Origin of the sequence: Cesiribacter andamanensis AMV16, assembly GCF_000348925.1 — a bacterium.
GTDB classification, from domain to species: Bacteria; Bacteroidota; Bacteroidia; order Cytophagales; family Cyclobacteriaceae; genus Cesiribacter; species Cesiribacter andamanensis.
In genome coordinates, this window is sequence record NZ_AODQ01000098.1 from 1 (window position 1) to 16,836 (window position 16,836).

Annotated in this window: 14 protein-coding genes and 1 other RNA gene; 6 read left to right on the top strand and 9 right to left on the bottom strand. The window is 55.0% G+C overall.

Annotation, left to right across the window (positions count from 1 at the left end):
* The 5 genes from trpD to ADICEAN_RS15545 all read right to left on the bottom strand — a co-directional run.
* A partial coding sequence (gene trpD, locus ADICEAN_RS15530) for an anthranilate phosphoribosyltransferase (RefSeq protein ID WP_040397530.1) occupies positions 1–760 on the bottom strand: 760 nt, incomplete at its 3' end.
* Positions 761–837: 77 nt separating this feature from the next.
* Positions 838–1,419 (bottom strand): anthranilate synthase component II, encoded by a 582-nt coding sequence (locus ADICEAN_RS15535; RefSeq protein ID WP_009196586.1) that lies wholly within the window; start codon positions 1,417–1,419, stop codon positions 838–840.
* A gap of 3 nt (positions 1,420–1,422) precedes the next feature.
* A complete protein-coding gene (locus ADICEAN_RS15540) occupies positions 1,423–2,850 on the bottom strand; it encodes an anthranilate synthase component I family protein (protein WP_009196587.1) in 1,428 nt (475 codons plus the stop codon).
* Between the two features lie 228 nt (positions 2,851–3,078).
* Positions 3,079–3,246, bottom strand: a complete 168-nt coding sequence (locus tag ADICEAN_RS21975) for a 30S ribosomal protein THX (protein ID WP_009196589.1) — start codon at positions 3,244–3,246, stop codon at positions 3,079–3,081.
* A 145-nt stretch (positions 3,247–3,391) separates the two neighbouring features.
* Positions 3,392–3,799: a hypothetical protein gene (locus tag ADICEAN_RS15545; RefSeq protein WP_040397533.1), complete on the bottom strand. Its 408-nt coding sequence runs from the start codon at positions 3,797–3,799 to the stop codon at positions 3,392–3,394.
* A gap of 131 nt (positions 3,800–3,930) precedes the next feature.
* Between ADICEAN_RS15545 and ADICEAN_RS15550 the strand changes: the two genes are divergently transcribed.
* The 5 genes from ADICEAN_RS15550 (at position 3,931) to ADICEAN_RS15565 (ending at position 6,445) form a co-directional block, all read left to right on the top strand.
* Positions 3,931–4,422 (top strand): hypothetical protein, encoded by a 492-nt coding sequence (locus ADICEAN_RS15550; protein WP_009196591.1) that lies wholly within the window; start codon positions 3,931–3,933, stop codon positions 4,420–4,422.
* A gap of 103 nt (positions 4,423–4,525) precedes the next feature.
* An RNA gene (gene ffs, locus ADICEAN_RS21980) (signal recognition particle sRNA small type) lies at positions 4,526–4,624 on the top strand.
* A gap of 58 nt (positions 4,625–4,682) precedes the next feature.
* On the top strand, positions 4,683–5,339 hold the full coding sequence (gene fsa, locus ADICEAN_RS15555) for a fructose-6-phosphate aldolase (protein ID WP_009196592.1): 657 nt from the start codon (positions 4,683–4,685) through the stop codon (positions 5,337–5,339).
* Between the two features lie 174 nt (positions 5,340–5,513).
* The gene (locus ADICEAN_RS15560; protein WP_009196593.1) at positions 5,514–5,717 is read left to right on the top strand and encodes a hypothetical protein; all 204 of its coding nucleotides are present in this window, start codon (positions 5,514–5,516) and stop codon (positions 5,715–5,717) included.
* Positions 5,718–5,734: 17 nt separating this feature from the next.
* Positions 5,735–6,445 carry a cell division ATP-binding protein FtsE gene (locus tag ADICEAN_RS15565; RefSeq protein WP_009196594.1) on the top strand — a complete coding sequence of 237 codons (711 nt, stop codon included), beginning with the start codon at positions 5,735–5,737 and terminating at the stop codon, positions 6,443–6,445.
* A gap of 82 nt (positions 6,446–6,527) precedes the next feature.
* Here the strand turns inward: ADICEAN_RS15565 and ADICEAN_RS15570 are convergent, their stop codons facing one another.
* Together ADICEAN_RS15570 and ADICEAN_RS15575 are read right to left on the bottom strand one after the other, a co-directional pair.
* Positions 6,528–7,943 (bottom strand): CCA tRNA nucleotidyltransferase, encoded by a 1,416-nt coding sequence (locus ADICEAN_RS15570; RefSeq protein ID WP_009196595.1) that lies wholly within the window; start codon positions 7,941–7,943, stop codon positions 6,528–6,530.
* Positions 7,944–7,952: 9 nt separating this feature from the next.
* Positions 7,953–8,477: a hypothetical protein gene (locus tag ADICEAN_RS15575; protein ID WP_009196596.1), complete on the bottom strand. Its 525-nt coding sequence runs from the start codon at positions 8,475–8,477 to the stop codon at positions 7,953–7,955.
* Between the two features lie 202 nt (positions 8,478–8,679).
* Here ADICEAN_RS15575 and ADICEAN_RS15580 point away from each other — a divergent pair, with 202 nt between their 5' ends.
* Positions 8,680–10,230, top strand: a complete 1,551-nt coding sequence (locus tag ADICEAN_RS15580; RefSeq protein ID WP_009196597.1) for a DUF6770 family protein — start codon at positions 8,680–8,682, stop codon at positions 10,228–10,230.
* Between the two features lie 281 nt (positions 10,231–10,511).
* Here the strand turns inward: ADICEAN_RS15580 and ADICEAN_RS15585 are convergent, their stop codons facing one another.
* Positions 10,512–11,531, bottom strand: a complete 1,020-nt coding sequence (locus ADICEAN_RS15585) for a PorP/SprF family type IX secretion system membrane protein (RefSeq protein WP_009196598.1) — start codon at positions 11,529–11,531, stop codon at positions 10,512–10,514.
* Between the two features lie 20 nt (positions 11,532–11,551).
* Entirely contained in the window at positions 11,552–16,699 is a 5,148-nt protein-coding gene (locus ADICEAN_RS15590; protein ID WP_009196599.1) for a PKD domain-containing protein, read from the bottom strand.
* Positions 16,700–16,836 lie beyond the last annotated feature (137 nt).

Here is a 16,836-nt window from a genome sequence, read left to right on the forward strand (position 1 = left end):
GCCGCAGCTGGGGCAGACCAAAGTCCTGCGGCTGCAGGAGCTGCTCACTGGCGGTGCTGTACACCTTAACCGGGCCGGTAAGGCTGATCTCATCATACCCATCCAGCGCATGCAAAATGGCATACTGCTTATCGGTTTCCTGATAGAGATAGGCATACAGGCGGGCCAGCTCCAGGCTGAACACCCCTACCAGTTGCTTGGCGGGAAAGGCCGGGTTTACCATGGGGCCCAGCATGTTGAAGAAGGTCTTTACACCCAGCTCCTTGCGGATGGGACCTACATTTTTCATGGCAGGGTGAAAGAGCGGGGCATGCAGAAAGCAGATGCCCGCTTCTTCCAGATCCCGCTCCAGCACCTCCTTCTCCGTGGTGAATGCATAGCCAAAATGCTGCAGCAGGTTGCTGGAGCCGCAGGCCGACGATACCCCGTAGTTACCATGCTTGGCCACAGCCTGCCCGGCTCCGGCCACCACAAAGGCGCTTAGGGTACTGATGTTAAAGGTATCCTTGCCATCGCCGCCGGTGCCGCACAGGTCCATGGCATCATAGGCTGCCAGATCCAGCGCCAGGCACTGCTCCAGCATGGCATCCCGAAAGCCCATCAACTCCTCAACGGTAATGTTGCGCATCAGGTAAACGGTGATAAAGGCAGCAATCTGGCTGCTGTTGTACTGGCCCTGAGTGAGCTTGAGCAGTACCTCCCGGGCAGTGCTGCGGTCCAGGGTCTTATGTTCGATCAGTTGATTCAGGATATCTTTCATGGGTAGGTGTGGGGTATGGGGTATCGGTTTTGGGCCAGAGCGCTGCAGGAGTGCTCACTCTTGTATTCACACTTCTCTTATTCAGAACTAAACCGGAGCCAGTTCTGGAGCATTTGGGTGCCATGAGGGGTCAGGATGCTTTCGGGGTGAAACTGCACCCCCCGGATGCGGTGCTGCCGGTGGCGCAGGGCCATTACGGCTCCCTCTTCATCTACGGCGGTAATCTCCAGGCCGCTGTCCGGCAGGCAGCTATCGGCCAGCACTGCCCAGCTGTGGTAGCGGCCTACCTCAAACTGAGGAGGTAGCCCCTTAAACAGCAGATCCTCTTTGGTAGCGATGCAGGTAGTGGCCACCCCATGGTGCACCTGGGCCAGGTTATGCAGCCGGGCTCCGAAGGCTTCACCCAGGGCCTGATGCCCCAGACAGACCCCCAGTATATCTTTGGTGGCACCGTAGCGGCGAATCACCTCCGGCATAAGGCCTGCTTCCCGGGGAATGCCCGGGCCGGGCGACAGCACCAGCCGGTCATACTGCTCCACTTCCTCCAGCGCAAAGGCATTGTTGCGCACTACGCGCAGCGAAGCGCCCAGCCCTCTGAGAATGTGCACAAGGTTGTAGGTGAAGCTATCGTAATTATCGATGACGAGAATATCGGCCATGGCTTAACGGAGGGTTTGGGCTAGTTGAAGGGCCTTGCGCAGGGCGGCCAGTTTGTTGTGCACCTCCTGCAGCTCACTTTCGGGCTTGCTTTTGGCCACCACTCCTGCTCCTGCCTGAAAGTACAGCTGCTGGTCTTTGCTCAGGAAGGAGCGGATCATGATGGCATGGTTGAACAGGGGCTCCCGTCCGGCATTGAAGCCCATAAAGCCAATGGCGCCTCCATAGTAGCTGCGGGGGGTAGGCTCATGCTGCTCGATCAGCTGCATGGCCCGGTGCTTGGGCGCCCCGCTCAGGGTGCCGGCCGGAAAGGTATCGGCCACCATCTGCACCGGGTTGATGCCCCCTTCCAGGGTAGCCTGTACCTGCGATACCAGGTGGATCACATGGGAATAGAACTGGATTTCCTTTAGCTTGGTCACCTGCACGCTGTGTCCGTGGCGGCTCAGATCATTGCGGGCCAGATCAACCAGCATCACATGCTCGGCATTTTCCTTGGGGTCTTGTGCCAGCTTGCGGGCCAGTTCTGCATCGGCCTCATCATTTCCTGTGCGGCGAAAGGTTCCGGCTATGGGGTAAATGTGGGCTTTATCCCCTTTCATGGTCAGCTGCGCCTCGGGGGAGGAACCAAAGATGCGGAAACTGCCATAATCAAAATAAAACAAGTAGGGTGAGGGGTTGATGCTGCGCAGGGCCCTGTATACATTGAAATCATCGCCTTTGTAGCCCTGCTGAAAACGGCGGCTCAGCACAATCTGAAACACATCGCCTCGCTGGCAGTGCGCAATGCCCCTGCGGATTACCTCCAGGTACTGGGCATCTTCCATAGTGCGGCTTTCCTCGCCGGCGAGGGCAAAGCCGTAGCTGGGCAGGTTCTTATTCTGCAGCACCGATTCCAGTCCTTCCAGTCCCTGGCTCTCCTCGCCTTCCAGTCCATGCTCAAACAGGTAGAGCTCGTTGCGAAAGTGGTCCAGTACAATCACAAAGCGGTACACGCTGTAGTGAATATCGGGGATCAGGCGGCCGGGCTGCAGCTCCAGGTCTTCAAAATAGCGCACTGCCTCATAGCTCATGTAGCCAAATAAGCCGCCCGACACAAAGCGCTGATAGGGCTCTTCGGCGGCAAAGGCAGCCGAAAACTGATATAGCGCTTCCACCACCTGCCGGCGCTCGGCAACGGGCTTTTGCTCCCGGCTGCCATCCGGATAGCTAAGCGCAATGGTTTCCTGCTGCAGCGAAAAGGTAGCCAGCGGCTCGCAGCAGATGTAGCTAAAGCTATTATCGGCACTGTGGTAATCGGAGCTCTCCAGTAGCAGGGTATTGCGGTAGCGGTCCCGCAGCTTCAGGTAAATGCTCACCGGCGTATGGGTATCGGCCAGCAGCTGCCGGCTGCGGGTCTGGAGGCTAAAAATGGGCGTTTGCAAGGCGTTCATTGTAAAAGTTGGGAATAAAAAAAGCCCGCTGTGTGAACAGCGGGCTTAAAAAGGCTATGTAGGGGTACATACCAGTGCTGTCACATGCAGAGATTGCGTGTGTGCCACCACCAGGCCATATGTACCGATTGATTCTTCATTTCTGGAGCAAGAAAGAGCGCAAGGGGGAAAAATGCAAGCCAACAGGGCTAAAATATTTTTTTAACCGCCCCTGTGCCATGCTAAACCTTACTTTTTCTTTGCAGGCGCTTTGGTCTCCTTTGCTTCTTTTTTCTCCTTTTTAGGGGTCTCTGCTACCGGAGAGGCCGAAGCCGGGCCTTTATCCTTGGGGCGGCTGTTGCCGTAGCTTCCCATGGCAATTTTTCCTTTTTTGGTTTTCTTATCACCTCTTCCCATATAAATATGTGTTTAGTGGATTGGTTTTATGCTAATGTACATACAGCTGATACTACCTGCAAGCCCCCCGTATGGTTTTAAAAAATCAGGGGTATTTCTTTGTGGGCGTATACCTGGCTGGCATCTATAGGGGGTACCAGCAAAGTTATTTCTTCAGACGGTAGGTATCCATTACACCTTCGCCGAATTCCCTGAACAAGACAATATCACCATCCGACGCACTCAAGTGAAAGGTGCCGCTCAGGATCAGCGACCAGTCAAAATCTGCTGTGAAAAAACATTCGTTCTGAAATTCGATGGTAGTTCCCTTTATCTGATAGGTGCCGGTACAGATGGCCGGGTACCGACTGATGTTGCTACTGCCGGAAAACCTGCCATCCTTTAATACCAAAGTTACCTCGGCAGCTGCATACTTTGCAGCAGGGCTGGAGCGAATAAAATGACCAGAATAGGTTCCCTCAGCTAGCTGCACAGGGGTCTCAAACGACTGCTCGCAGGCCGACACTCCTGCCAGCAGGCTCAGGAGTAGTAAACTGATCAGTATCGGGCGCATTCTGTAGGTAAGTTTTGGCATACAGCAAGAAACAAAATTTTCGGCAGGGAAACAATACATAGCCGGGAGCATAAAGGGGCTCCCCTGCGTTTATAGGGTAATCAATCCTCCAAACAACCCAATGAATCGCTATGGCAAAAGCACATCCGCACCTGATCACCGCTTTACGACGCACTGCAGACAGACTGGAAAGGGGCGCTCCCTACCAGTGGGGGCATATGGGGAGCTGCAACTGTGGCCACCTGGTACAGGAGCTCACCCGCCTGAGCAAGGCCGAAATTCACCAGCGCGCCCTGCAGAGCCGCAGCGGCGACTGGAACGAACAACTGATTGACTACTGCCCCACCAGCGGCCTGCCCCTGGATGAGGTGATCTCCGAGCTGCTGGCCGCCGGGCTTGACATAGACGATCTGCGGCAGCTAGAACGCCTGAGCAACCCCCTTATCCTGCAGCGCCTGCCGCAGCAGCAGCGCAACCTGCTGCACAACCGCCGCCAGGATGTAGTGGCCTACCTGCAGGCCTGGGCCGGGCTGCTGGAAGACGAGTGGCTGCGCCATACCCCCGTCCCTACCCTGAAGCCTGCACAGGCAAGCCCTCACAAGGTAGTGACAGCCCTGCCCTGATTCTGAGGACACTTCCATATGGCCTGGCTGTGCTCTGAAAAGCTTTTAGAGAAAATCCGCCAGGGGGCTCTTGCATACTGCAGGGCGGTGTGGTATATTTGCACTGGCGAATCGGCACGACCAGCTCCCGCCGAACTCCCCCAGGACCGGAAGGTAGCAAGGGTAGGCGGTTGTAGCGGTGCGATGTTCGATTTGCCTTTTTTTATTTTTAGGGGTCCCCGATTTTTTTAGTAGCTTTAGGCCAAAATTCCCCAACTCTCATGAAATTTTTCATTGATACTGCCAATCTGAACGAGATCCGCGAAGCCTATGACCTGGGTGTGCTCGATGGAGTAACCACCAACCCCTCCCTGATGGCCAAAGAAGGCATCCGCGGTGAGGAAAACGTGCGCAACCACTACAAGGCTATCTGCGACATTGTTGATAATAATGTAAGCGCCGAGGTAATTGCAACCACCTTTGACGAGATCATGCGCGAAGGACGGGAATTGGCAAAGATCGACGATAAGATTGTGGTGAAGGTGCCCATGATCCGCGATGGTGTAAAAGCCCTGAAAGCCTTTTCTTCTGAAGGCATCCGTACCAACTGTACCCTGGTATTTTCTGCCGGGCAGGCCATACTGGCCGCCAAAGCCGGCGCCTCCTACGTATCCCCCTTTATTGGCCGCCTGGATGATGTATCAACCGATGGCATGGCCCTCATTGAGCAGATTGTACAGATCTATCAGAACTATGGCTTTGCCACGGAGGTACTGGCCGCTTCCGTTCGCCATTCTATGCACCTGATCCAGTGTGCCGAAATTGGCGCCGATGTGGCTACCTGCCCCCTGAGCGTAATTACTGGTCTGCTGAACCACCCCCTTACCACCAGCGGTCTGGAAAAATTCCTGGCCGACCATAAGAAGGTGAATGGGTAGTTGGTAGTTGGCATTGAGTATTGAGACAAAAGGCTTCATAGCAAGGCATCAGCTTCTTGTTGTGGAGCCTTTTCTAATGAATACCCCTATAGCTAAAGAAAAATCAAGCGTCTATGTCTCAATACTTACTACTCCATACTCCATACTTACTCCAGCCTGTTTATATTTGTTGCTATGTACATCATCAAAGTAAAAGGCAAGGCCAAAATACCGGATTACATTCAGCTTCGGGACAATAATTTTGTGCTCATCGCCTACTTTCGGGCCGATCGTCCGCTGGACAAGCTTGAAAAATGGGGCCTGGGCGGCAAAGAAGAGCAGCTCAGGGAGATCATCAGCCAGCTGCCCTTTGGCAAGCTCCAGAAACTAGACCTCTAACCTGCCCCTCTCCTATCATGACCTTTGCCCAAGATTCTGTAGTCCGCATAAAAGATGCCGCCATTTACCAGGGTGAGCATCCGGTGCTGCGCGATGTTTCCTTTACCATCAATAAGGGGGAGTTCGTCTACCTGATCGGCCGTACCGGCAGCGGCAAAACCTCCCTGCTCAAAACCCTCTATGCCGATTTGCCCCTGCCCCTGGGCGAGGCCTATGTGGCCGGCTACCAGGTACACAAGATCCGCCAGCACGAGGTGCCCTACCTGCGCCGCAAACTGGGCATTATCTTCCAGGACTTTCAGCTGTTCTTTGACCGCACCGTAGCCGAAAACCTCTTTTTTGTGATGCGGGCTACCGGCTGGGGCGATAAAGGCAAGATGAAGCGCCGCCTGTCCGAAGTGCTCATGCAGGTAGGCCTGGACTCTGCCGCCGGCAAAATGCCCCACCAGCTCAGCGGTGGCGAGCAGCAGCGGATTGTTATTGCCCGCTCCCTCATCAACGAACCCCTGATCCTGGTGGCCGACGAGCCTACCGGCAACCTGGATCCCGATGTTTCCGAGGGCATTTTTCAGCTTTTTCAGGAGATCAATAACAGTGGTACGGCGGTATTAATGGCCACCCACAACCACAAGCTGCTCAACGACCATCCCGGCCGGGTGCTCAAATGCGAAAAAGGTAAGGTGCTGGATTCGGTACATGATGTCTTTAGTTTTCGAAGCGAGTTTTAAGTCCTTCCATAAAGACTAGTTCAAAAGAAAGCCCCTGCTTAGAGTCTAGCAGGGGCTTTCCTTTTTGGCAATTATATTTCTACTATCCTTGATGCAGCTGCAGCCCCTTTTCCCGGGCCAGCTCCAGCATGAGGTTCCAGGCGGCTTCGCGCTGGTTGGGGATCTTGCCTTCCAGAATGGCTTCTTTGATGGCGTCCTTGATGTCGCCCACCACCCGGGAGGGTTTCAGGGCAAAGGCGGCCATGATCTCCTCGCCCGTCACAGGGGGCTGGAAGTTGCGCACCTGGTCTTTCTCCTCTACTTCCTGCAGCTTTTGCTCTACTTTATCAAAGTTGCGCAGGTAGCGCTTTACCCGATTGTCATCTTTAGACGTAATGTCGGCCCGGCAGAGCTTCATCAGGGGGTCTATATCATCGCCGGCTTCGTAAAGCAGACGGCGTACGGCCGAGTCGGTGACCACATCTTTAACCAGGGCAATGGGCCTCAGGTGCAGGCGCACCAGCTTCTGCACAAACTTCATTTTATGGTCCATGGGCAGCTTCATGCGCCTGAAGAGATGGGGAACCATGCGTGCCCCCCTGTCTTCGTGCCCATGAAAGGTCCAGCCCACCCGGGCATCGAAGCGTTTGGTGGGGGGCTTGGCAATATCGTGCAGAATGGCCGCCCAGCGCAACCACAGGTCAGGCGACATCTCGGCCACATTGTCCAGCACCTGCAGGGTATGGTAGAAGTTATCTTTGTGCGTATGGCCATCGCGGGTCTCCACCCCCTGCAGGGCTACCATTTCGGGAAAGAACTGGTGCAGCAGGCGGGCATGGAACAGGAGCTTGAAGCCATAGGAGGGCTTGGGGCTAAGGATTATCTTGTTGAGCTCATCCATGATGCGCTCGGCCGAGATGATCTGCAGACGCTCGGCCTGCTCGATGATCGCATCAAAGGTGTCGGGCGCTATATCAAAATTGAGCTGGGCAGCAAAGCGAATGGCGCGCATCATGCGCAGGGGGTCGTCGGAGAAGGTAATTTTCGGATCAAGGGGGGTGCGGATGATCTTGCGCCTGAGGTCCTTTACCCCCTCAAAGGGGTCCAGCAGCTCGCCCCAGTCGGCCTGGTTGAGGCTGATGGCCAGGGCATTGATGGTAAAATCGCGGCGGTTCTGGTCATCTTCCAGTGTACCATCTTCTACAATGGGCTTGCGGCTGTTGCGGTTGTAGGATTCGCGGCGGGCGCCTACAAATTCTACTTCCCACTCGCCCAGGCGCAGCATGGCCGTGCCAAAGTTCTTGAATACACTTACATGTACCCCAGCGGCGGCAGCCACCCGTTCGGCCAGGGCAATGCCGCTGCCCACGCACACAATATCGATATCCTTGGAGGGGCGTTTGAGTAAGTAGTCCCGCACAAAGCCCCCGATCACATAGGCCGGCTGCTGCAGTTCTGCCGCTACCTTGCCCACCAGGGCAAAAACCTCATGCTCCTCCAGTAATTCCCGACAGTTCATTGAAAAAGATCAGTATTTCAAAAATTTCACATCGCCCCCTATGCCCAGGCGCATGATGCGCTCGGGCGCCAGCCGGAGGCCTGGGTCAGAAGGCAAAGGTAGCACATCCGGCAGAGCCTGCCAACCCTCACCGGCACCCGCCAGGGGCAGGCATAGCAGGCCATGCCCCAGCTTCTCCAGCAGGGCCTGCAGGGGTTTGCAGCGGTTTAGCATCACCCCTACCCATCCTTTATCGTCCAGCATGGCTGCGGGTACGCCCTTGCCTCCTTCGTACCAGATCAGCAGGGCCTTTTCGCTGCCTTCGGCTATGTCCCAGGCCAGGTCGGGAAAGCGCTGCACATACTCATACAGGCGGTCCATGGCCCCAATCAGTACAAAACCCTTGGTCAGGGGCAGTACTGCCCCAGCGGCGGCCGTCTCCAGCGCCTGGGGGTTGCGGGGATTGGCCAGCAGCCAGGCGCCGCTTTTATCTGCTAACACTAAAAATCCCCCATTGCGCAGGTGCCTGGCCAGGGTATCCGGATTGCTCATCATTACTGCTATGCTTGTGGGGCCTAAAGTTCTCTAAAAAAAAGGAGAATCGCAGGCATCCTTTGCCAGCCCCCTGCTGCCCAATCAAAATGGGGTGAATGTGTACCTTTCAGGACAAATCTGGCGCGTTTTGTTGCTATTTTTTTCTCACTTTTGAGAACTGAATTCGCAATTAACAATACCCTCAACCACATATTCCCCTAAAATGAAAAACATGTTTGCCTGGCTGCTGTTGTTCTTTGCCACAGCCTCAGCCTCTTTTGCACAGGAAGTCAAAATTGAAGATGTCCGCAGAAACGAGTTCAAGGGCGTACGGGCCATTATGAACAAAGCTACCAACGAACCGGCCGGCTATTACACCTTTTATGTAAGCGAAAAAGTAGGTGGTGGCATGGTTGAGTTTGTGCTTGAGCTGTTCGACACCCAGCTGAACCGTATCAACAGAACCCCCATTACCATTACCAAGCGCTCGGTAGTATCCAGCAGCGTGTTCAATGGCGATGCTTTCTTCTTTGCCTTTGCCGACATGAGCAAAAAGTCCATGGCCTTTGTAACCATTGACACCAAGGGCAACATCATCAAGCGCCGGGACATTGAGGCCGATAAGCGCCACACCACCGAAGCCGAAGTGTTTCCCGACCAGAATAAGGGATTCTTCGTGATCCGCCCCATCAAGGAGAAAAAATACGGCTATTCCATCGAAAAGCTTGATAAGGAGCTGAATGTACTCTGGGAGAAGAAAATGGTGCCAGAAAAGGGCTATATTGGTGTAGAAGCCATCGAATCGGCCGGCAATCGGCTGATCGTTACCCAGATTGCGGGTCCCAACCGACTTTCCAAGAAAATGCTGGGCCAGATCCTGTGCTTCAACAATAGCGATGGCAACCTAATCTTCAGCCATGAGCTATTTGATGGCGTAGCCACGGCCATGCCTACTGCCTTTATGGTAGATGCCGAAAACAACCTGGTAAGCGGGGGCATGTATTTTGAAGGCGAAAAGTGGGACAATGTAAATTCAGACGGCATTTTCTTCCTGAAGCTTTCGGCCGACGGCAAGCAGCTGGCCTACAGCAAAACCGACTGGAACGATGGCATCAAGAAATTCCTGAAAGCCTCTACCACCGGCTTTGCGCTTGGAAGCCAGCCCAAGATCTTCTTTGAAGATATCGTAGAAACCTCCTATGGCTATCGGGTAATTGGCGAAACCTTCCGCAAAAACATTCAGCTCATGGCCAACCCCATGAAAATGTTTGACGGACATGTACTGGGCGCCAGAAACAGCAACAACTCACAGGCCATGACCTTTGAGATCATGGACCTGATGCTCTTTAACTTTAATCTGGAAGGCAAGCTGTCGGGCATGACCCACATTCCAAAGCCGCACACCAAAATTACGCTGCTTGACCCCTACAATGGCTATGGTGGCCTCCAGCTATCGCGCATTGTAAAGGAATTTGGCTACTTCGATTACAGCTTCAGCGTATCACAGCCGCTCAACGGCAACCTGATCATTGTATCCCGCATCCTGGAAAAACACCCCAAGATTGGTATGTACTCGGTTGATGATATCAACAATAAAGTGGAGACCAAAGAGCTGATCCTGGACAGAATGCCGGGCTATGTAACCGATGCCCGCGTAGGCGCTCTTCCCAGCACCAATGGCAAGATGTGTATCTTCTTCTATGATAAAAAGGAAAAGACCATTACGCTTTACCTGGAAGATATGGACCTGAGCAAAACCTTCAGCAGAAAGTAAGTCTACTATTACTATTTCTTCTCTCTCCCTCTAAAAGCTGGCTCAGGCCGGCTTTTTTTATGCGCTGCCTGCTGTGTTGTGCGCGTTTGCACAAAAAGATTGGACAGTAGGGAAAGGAGCGATTACAGGACGCGCATTCCTAGCGGGTACCCGCTTCTCCCTAAGCAGTATTGATGTCTGGCTTGCATGAAACCTCTCAGTTGTGCGTACCCCTTTCAATTACAAAAAGGGAGCACCTCTGCAGATGCTCCCTTTTTGTAGTTGGCTCGCCAGCCCAGCGGCTAGCGGAAGGTTGGACAAGGAATAAACTTCTCTTTGCGCTTTACCTTGCGCGATTCCTGCGAGGCAAAGTTCAGCACCATGGTCACCTCATGAGCGCCGCCCGATACCGGGCCAAAGCTGGAGATGGTAAAGTCGTAGCTGTAGCCCAGATCAACCTGCGGGAAGCGGAAGCCGAACAAAAAAGCCACGGCATCCTGCCGGTTGTAGTTATACTCGTCCTTAAAGAGGGGCAGGCCACGGTACCAGAGGCCGGCCATGATGGGGTCGTAGTGGAACTGCAGGCCCATATCGAGCTGCTGAAAGCGCCCCTGCTTTTTGTAGATAAAGGCTGGGGCCAGGCTGGAGGTGCGGTCTTTGGTCATTACCCCATTGTACATGCTGATGCGCATGCCGCCATGTACGGTATACTTGGCCGGCAGGCGATCGTCGTTGCCCAGCAGCGACTGGTTGGGCTCGTTCAGGTGATAGACCGAGGCGCCCATCCAGGCCAGTTTGTTATAAACCAGCAGGCCAGACCCAAAATCGAAATAGCCAAAGTTGGTAATATTGAGGGCAGCTGCATCGTTTGTATTTTCCGGCATATCACCCCGGAAACCAATCTGGTCGCCCAGGGTAAGCTTGCTCCAGTCCAGGCCATTCTGCACATAGCCAAACTGCAGGCCCGGGCTCATGACCCAGCCATTGCGGAAATTGACCTTGTAGGAATAATAGCCTGATACGCTGGTGCGGGTAAAGCCGCCGGTGCCGGCCTTGTCCTGCACAATCATCCCGCCAAAGCCGCTGCGCAGCTTGCGCATGTTATAGTCGTAGGAAAGCGCGGTGGTGGTAAAGGCCCTGGGAAGGGAGGGCCACTGGTTGCGGTACACCAGGTTGGCCCGGTGCATGCGCCCGGTGCCGGTAAAGCCGGGGTTCAGGTACAGGGGTGCTGCATAAAACTGGGTAAACTGCGGATCTTGCGCCAGCGCCTCTCCGGCAACCCCCATACAGATCAGCAACAATATCAGGTAAAGCTTTTTCATGGCTTTGGTTGGTCTTTAGATTATCGTATAAGGGTTATATCACCAATCTTCTGCAGGCTCTGGCCATCGCTGAACTCCACCAGCACTTTAAAGGCATACACATCGGCCTTGCAGAGCTGGCCTTTGTAGTAGCCGTTCCACCCCTTGTTCTTCTCATTACTCTCAAAGAGCAGCTCACCCCAGCGATTGTAGATCTTCATATTGAAGGATTTTACACCACCGGTCATATAGGGCAGGAATACATCGTTCTTGTTCCACTCATCCCGGTTCTCCGGATCCAGGTAGCCACTGGCCGGGCCCGAGGGGTCTGGCGTAAAGGCATTGGGGAAGCGGATCTCCCCTCCTGCCTGGGCACTTACCACCTGGTTGAGGATTAGGGTATCGGCGCAGCCCCACTGGTTACGGGCTATGAGGGTAATGTCATAAATGCCCGGCTGGGTATAGTAATGTACCGGCGAGGCATCGGTATAGGTAGTGCCATCGCCAAAATCCCAGAGGTAGGAGTCGGCCCCTACCGAGTAGTTGGCTACGCGCACCGGCTCGCTGGGCACTCGTACCACACGGTCCCACACATCAAAATTGGCCTGGGGCACCTCATATACCGTCACCATCTTTTGGGTAACGGTTTTGGTTTCGCCCGTGCTGTTGCTGGCGGTAAGGGATACTTCGTATACACCCGGTCGGTAATAGGTATGGGTGGGGTTGGCCTCCCGGGACTGGGTGCCATCGCCAAAGTTCCACAGATAGGAGAGCGGATCGGTAAACTGGGACTGGTTCACAAAGCTTACCTCCAGCGGCGCACAACCGGCCACCGGCACCGGCTCAAACTCTACAATGGGGCTGGTATCGCCTACCCTTACCTCCTGGGTGTAGGTAGCGGTGCAGCGGCCATTGGAGATGGTAAGCGTAATCAGGTAGGTGCCATAGGCCGTATACTGCTTGCTGCCGGGGTATACCTCGGTGCTGCTGGTGCCATCGCCAAAGTTCCAGCTATGCGTCCAGGCCTCGGCATGGGGCGTGGTATTGGTGATGGTTACGATAGCTTCCGGCAGGTTAGGCTGGTTGTTATCCAGTGAAAAGAGCGGGCTCAGTTGCGGGTAGACTGTAATGGTGCTGATGCTGGTTTTGCTACAGTTGGTGCTGGAGGTTCCCTCATACACCACTTCATAGACCTGTACGGCATTGGTGCTATTGGTAAACTGGTAGGCTACCTCTGCCGTGCTGCGCTCCTCAAGCCGGTCGGTGGTACCTTGCAGGCGGTACCACCAGCGGTGGCTGCTCACATTCTGTGAGCGGTTGGCAAAGCGCACCTCATCCGGCGCACAAATGATCTCCTTATCCGGTGTAACCTGCACCGCTACGGCCGGATTTACAGTAACCAGCTGACGGCTTACCGAGCGGCATCCCGTCACTGCATCTTCGGCTGTAAGGGTAACTTCGTAGTAGCGGATGCGGTCGGTAAGCTCATTATAAAAGGTGTGGGTTAGCTGTGCATCACTACTTACCACGGATGGACTACCATCGCCCCACTGCCAGGTATAGGTTACCCCCTGCTGCAGCTGGGTATTGGTAAAGCTAACCTGCACCGGTCCGCAGGCAGGTGCCGTTACATCCATGCTAAAGCGGGCGGCTACCTCCGGAAATACGCTGATGTCGAAGCGCTGCTGGCTGGTACAGCCCTGGGCAGTTCCGGCCCGGTAGATCACTTCATACACCAGGGTAGTGCTGCCGGTATTGGTCAGCGGTGGTATTTCGGGAATGCGGGTGGCTGCGGTATACACGTCGGCTCCGGTATCTTTACGCCGCACCTGCCAGTAATGGGTAGTTGCATTGTCGGTAGCATTCTGGAAGCCCAGCTGCAGGGGTGAACAGCCCTGGGTTACAGAGGGCACCACATCGGCCCGAATCTGGGGATAGACCGTAATTTCCTGCGTTGCTGTTGTGCTGCAGCCTGTGCTCAGATTTTCGGCCAGCACCCGTACGGTATATGTACGCTGGGCGCTTAGGGAGGTATTTTCAAAGCTGTGCTGCAGGCTGGTTTCGGTAGTGGTGATGGTATTGGCCGAGCCATCGCCCCACTGCCAGGTATAGCGCATGCCGGTCTGCGGCGCCTGGTTGGTAAAGGTAACCTGAAGCGGACCGCAACCCTGCACCTTATCGGCACTGATCTGAAGGGATACCTGCGGATAAACGGTAATCTGCCGGCTGAGCATATCGGTACAGCCTTCGGCATTAGCAGCTACATAGCGCACCTCATAGGTAAGCGTGCTGCTGCCCTCGTTGGCAAAGGTGTAATTGGTGAGGTCACCGCTTACGGCTTCAAAATCGGCCGCACCCGGCTGGCGGATAAACCAGCCACTGGCTGCCCCTGTATTGCCGCGGCTGCGGTTGGTAAAGTTCACCTGCAGCGGCGCACAGCCTGCAAGCCTGTCGGCTTCAAAATCGGCCAGTACCCGCGGCGCCACCACTACCTGCACCACATGCGAACTGGTACAGCCCGAAGCGGTTTTGGCCGTAAGCCGTACCGGATAGGTCAGGGCCGTGGTATAGGAGGTGTTGGTATAGGTCTTGGTAAGCATGGCATTGCTGCTGACGGTACTGGTACCATCGCCCCACTCCCAGGTATACTCGGTGCCGGAGGCATTAACGGAGGTATTTTTTACGGTAATGGTGTAGGGCTCACAAAGGGTAGTACCTCCTGTTACCTCAAAAAGGGCATGCGGCTGGGGTGCTACTGTAATGATAATGCTGGAATCGGCCGCACAGCCCTGGGCCGTTTTGGTTTGCAGCGTAATGCGATACTGCTTATCCAGGGTAGTGCTGTTGCCCAGCTCTATATAGCTGAAATTATCCGTAGAGGCGGGGTCAAAGAATGCTGGGCCATACACGGGCTGCATGCTGCTCAGATCGGTTACCGTCCAGGTACGCTGGGTGCCGGTAATGTTTGCCTTGTTGAGACTTACGGTAAGGGGGGCACAGCCCGATGTTTTATCTACTGAGAACCAGGGGCGGGCATTGGGGTACACCACTACCTGTGCCGGTACGGTCTGATACCGCACGCAGCCATCGGGTGCTGTGGCCCTTAGCCAGAGCTGGTAATTTCCTTCTTCGGTAAACCGCAGCGAGAAGCGGGAAGCAAGGCTGCCGCTCAGGGGTTGCACTTCCTGCTCGGGCTTGCTGCCATGGCGCATGATCAGTGCATACTGGGTACCGGCAGGGGCAGCGCCTGTCTGGTTCTCAAACTCTACCTCCAGCGGACTGCAGCCACTGTCGTAGGTTGATACGATCACCACCTTTACATCATCCAGCACCTGAGGGCTTACCTGCAGGCTGGCGGTTTTGGCCGGGCTGCTGCAGTCAAAGAAGTTTTCGGTGATCAGCTGCAGGTCTACACCATAGGCAGGCGCCGTTACGGCCGGGCGCTTGTAGACGATCTGGAACCGATCATCGTACTGCACGGAGGCTACGTTCTCGGGTTCAGGGAAGATGGTCCAGTGATAACTGCGGATGCCGCTTGGGTTGGTCACTTGTACTTCATAGGTGGTTTCGTCGCAGGTTTCGGCTACCTTCACTACTGTAAAGTCGGCCTTGGGCACCGGATTAACCCGGTAGATTTCCTGGGCGGGCGCTACGCACTGGCCGGCTTTTTCGGCCACCAGCTTTACGGTATAGGAGAGTGAGCCGGTGGTGGTATTGCTGGCGGTAAAGCGCAGGCTTTCAAACTCGGCCTCTCCCCTGTTTTTGATGATCTGCTGCTGGCTGGCTCCCTGGGTAATGGTCCAGATGTAGCGGTCGGCACCGATATCACGGGTGGCCTGGGTGGTAAGCAGCTCCAGCTCCAGCGGGGCACAGTTGGGGTCAAGCGCACTGTAGCCCGGGGCGATAAAACCGACTGCGGCGCCGGGCTTTACCTGCACCAGCAGTGTTTCACTCTTCTGTGTACATCCGTTGGGGGCATTGGCTTTGGCCTCCAGCCAGATCTGATACTCCTTTAAGGCGCTGGTGGTGTTGGCGAACGCCTGGGCCAGGCTGGGATCAGGCATGGGAATACGGCTTTGCGTAGTGCCATCACTCACCACCAGCGTATAGCTGATGCCTGCCGGGAATGTAGCACTGGCATTGTTGGATAGGTTGGTAAAGGTAACCGGCTCGCCGGGACAAATAGGCTGGGTATAATTGTAACCAAGTACCGCCTTGGGCACCGGATTTACAATCACATCCTGTACCAGCAAATCGGTACAGCCGCTGCTGGTGCTTACCCGCAGGGCTACTTTGTAGGTACCCGCCGTAGTATAGGTATGGCTAATGGTGCCGCTACCGGTATAATCTGCGCTAAAGGTGCTGCCATTGTAGTCAACATCCCACTCCCAGCTGCTGAGGGCATCTCCCCCTATGGCATGAGAAAGTGTAGCGGTCTCTGTAAACGTTACTGCCTGGCCCTGGCAGAGATCGGCTGCACTAAAGGCGGCCATGGGGGCGCCGGTAATGGTAAGCGTGCTTTCCTGCTGGGTGGTACAACCCGTTATCCGGTCGGTAGCCAGCAGACGCACTTTATACATCCCTGGTTTTGTATAGCTGGTGGCATGCGTAGCCGTCTGGCTTGCCCCTCCATTGAAGTTCTGCTCGGCAAATACGGTGCTATCGGGAGCCGTAGCTGTGCTGTTACGCTTGTACAGGCTGATGCGGTACTTATAATTGTTGCTGCTGAAGAGGGCAAAGTCAAAGCTGGTGGCCATAGCGCCCCCGTTCCAGCAAAGCTGCAGGGCATCGCCGGCTATGCCATTGATGCTGGGCGCTATGCTGGGGGCAGCATAGACGTTCACCAGTTTTTCTATAACCGTCCAGCAGGCATTGGCCGCATCGTTGTTGCGCAGGCGAAGGCGAATGAGCTTTTGACCAGCTGAAGGAAAACCGGGAAAATCATAGTTTTTGGCTACTTTGGCCTCCAACAGCTCAGTACCGGTGGCATCGTTGTAGATCTGCCATTCGTAGCGCACGTTAACCACATCCTCTACGGTTTCCTGCCCTTCCAGACGTACTTTTTCGCCGGGGCAGAAACTGTCGGTCACCACACCGTCTTTATTTTTGGTGGTGATGGTTCCCTCCGGGCGGGGAATGATCTTGATAATGGCTGTAGTGGTAATGGGCGCAAAGTCGCCGTCCCGCACATTGGCAGGGGGTGCATTGGCGGCATCGGGAGCATCATAGGGGTTACAGGCATTCCAGTTCCGCAGGGTGATCTCGGTAGATCTCCCCTACCTGCGCCGTTGCCGGNACGGTGATCAGACGCGTCTGGTGGTTGGGC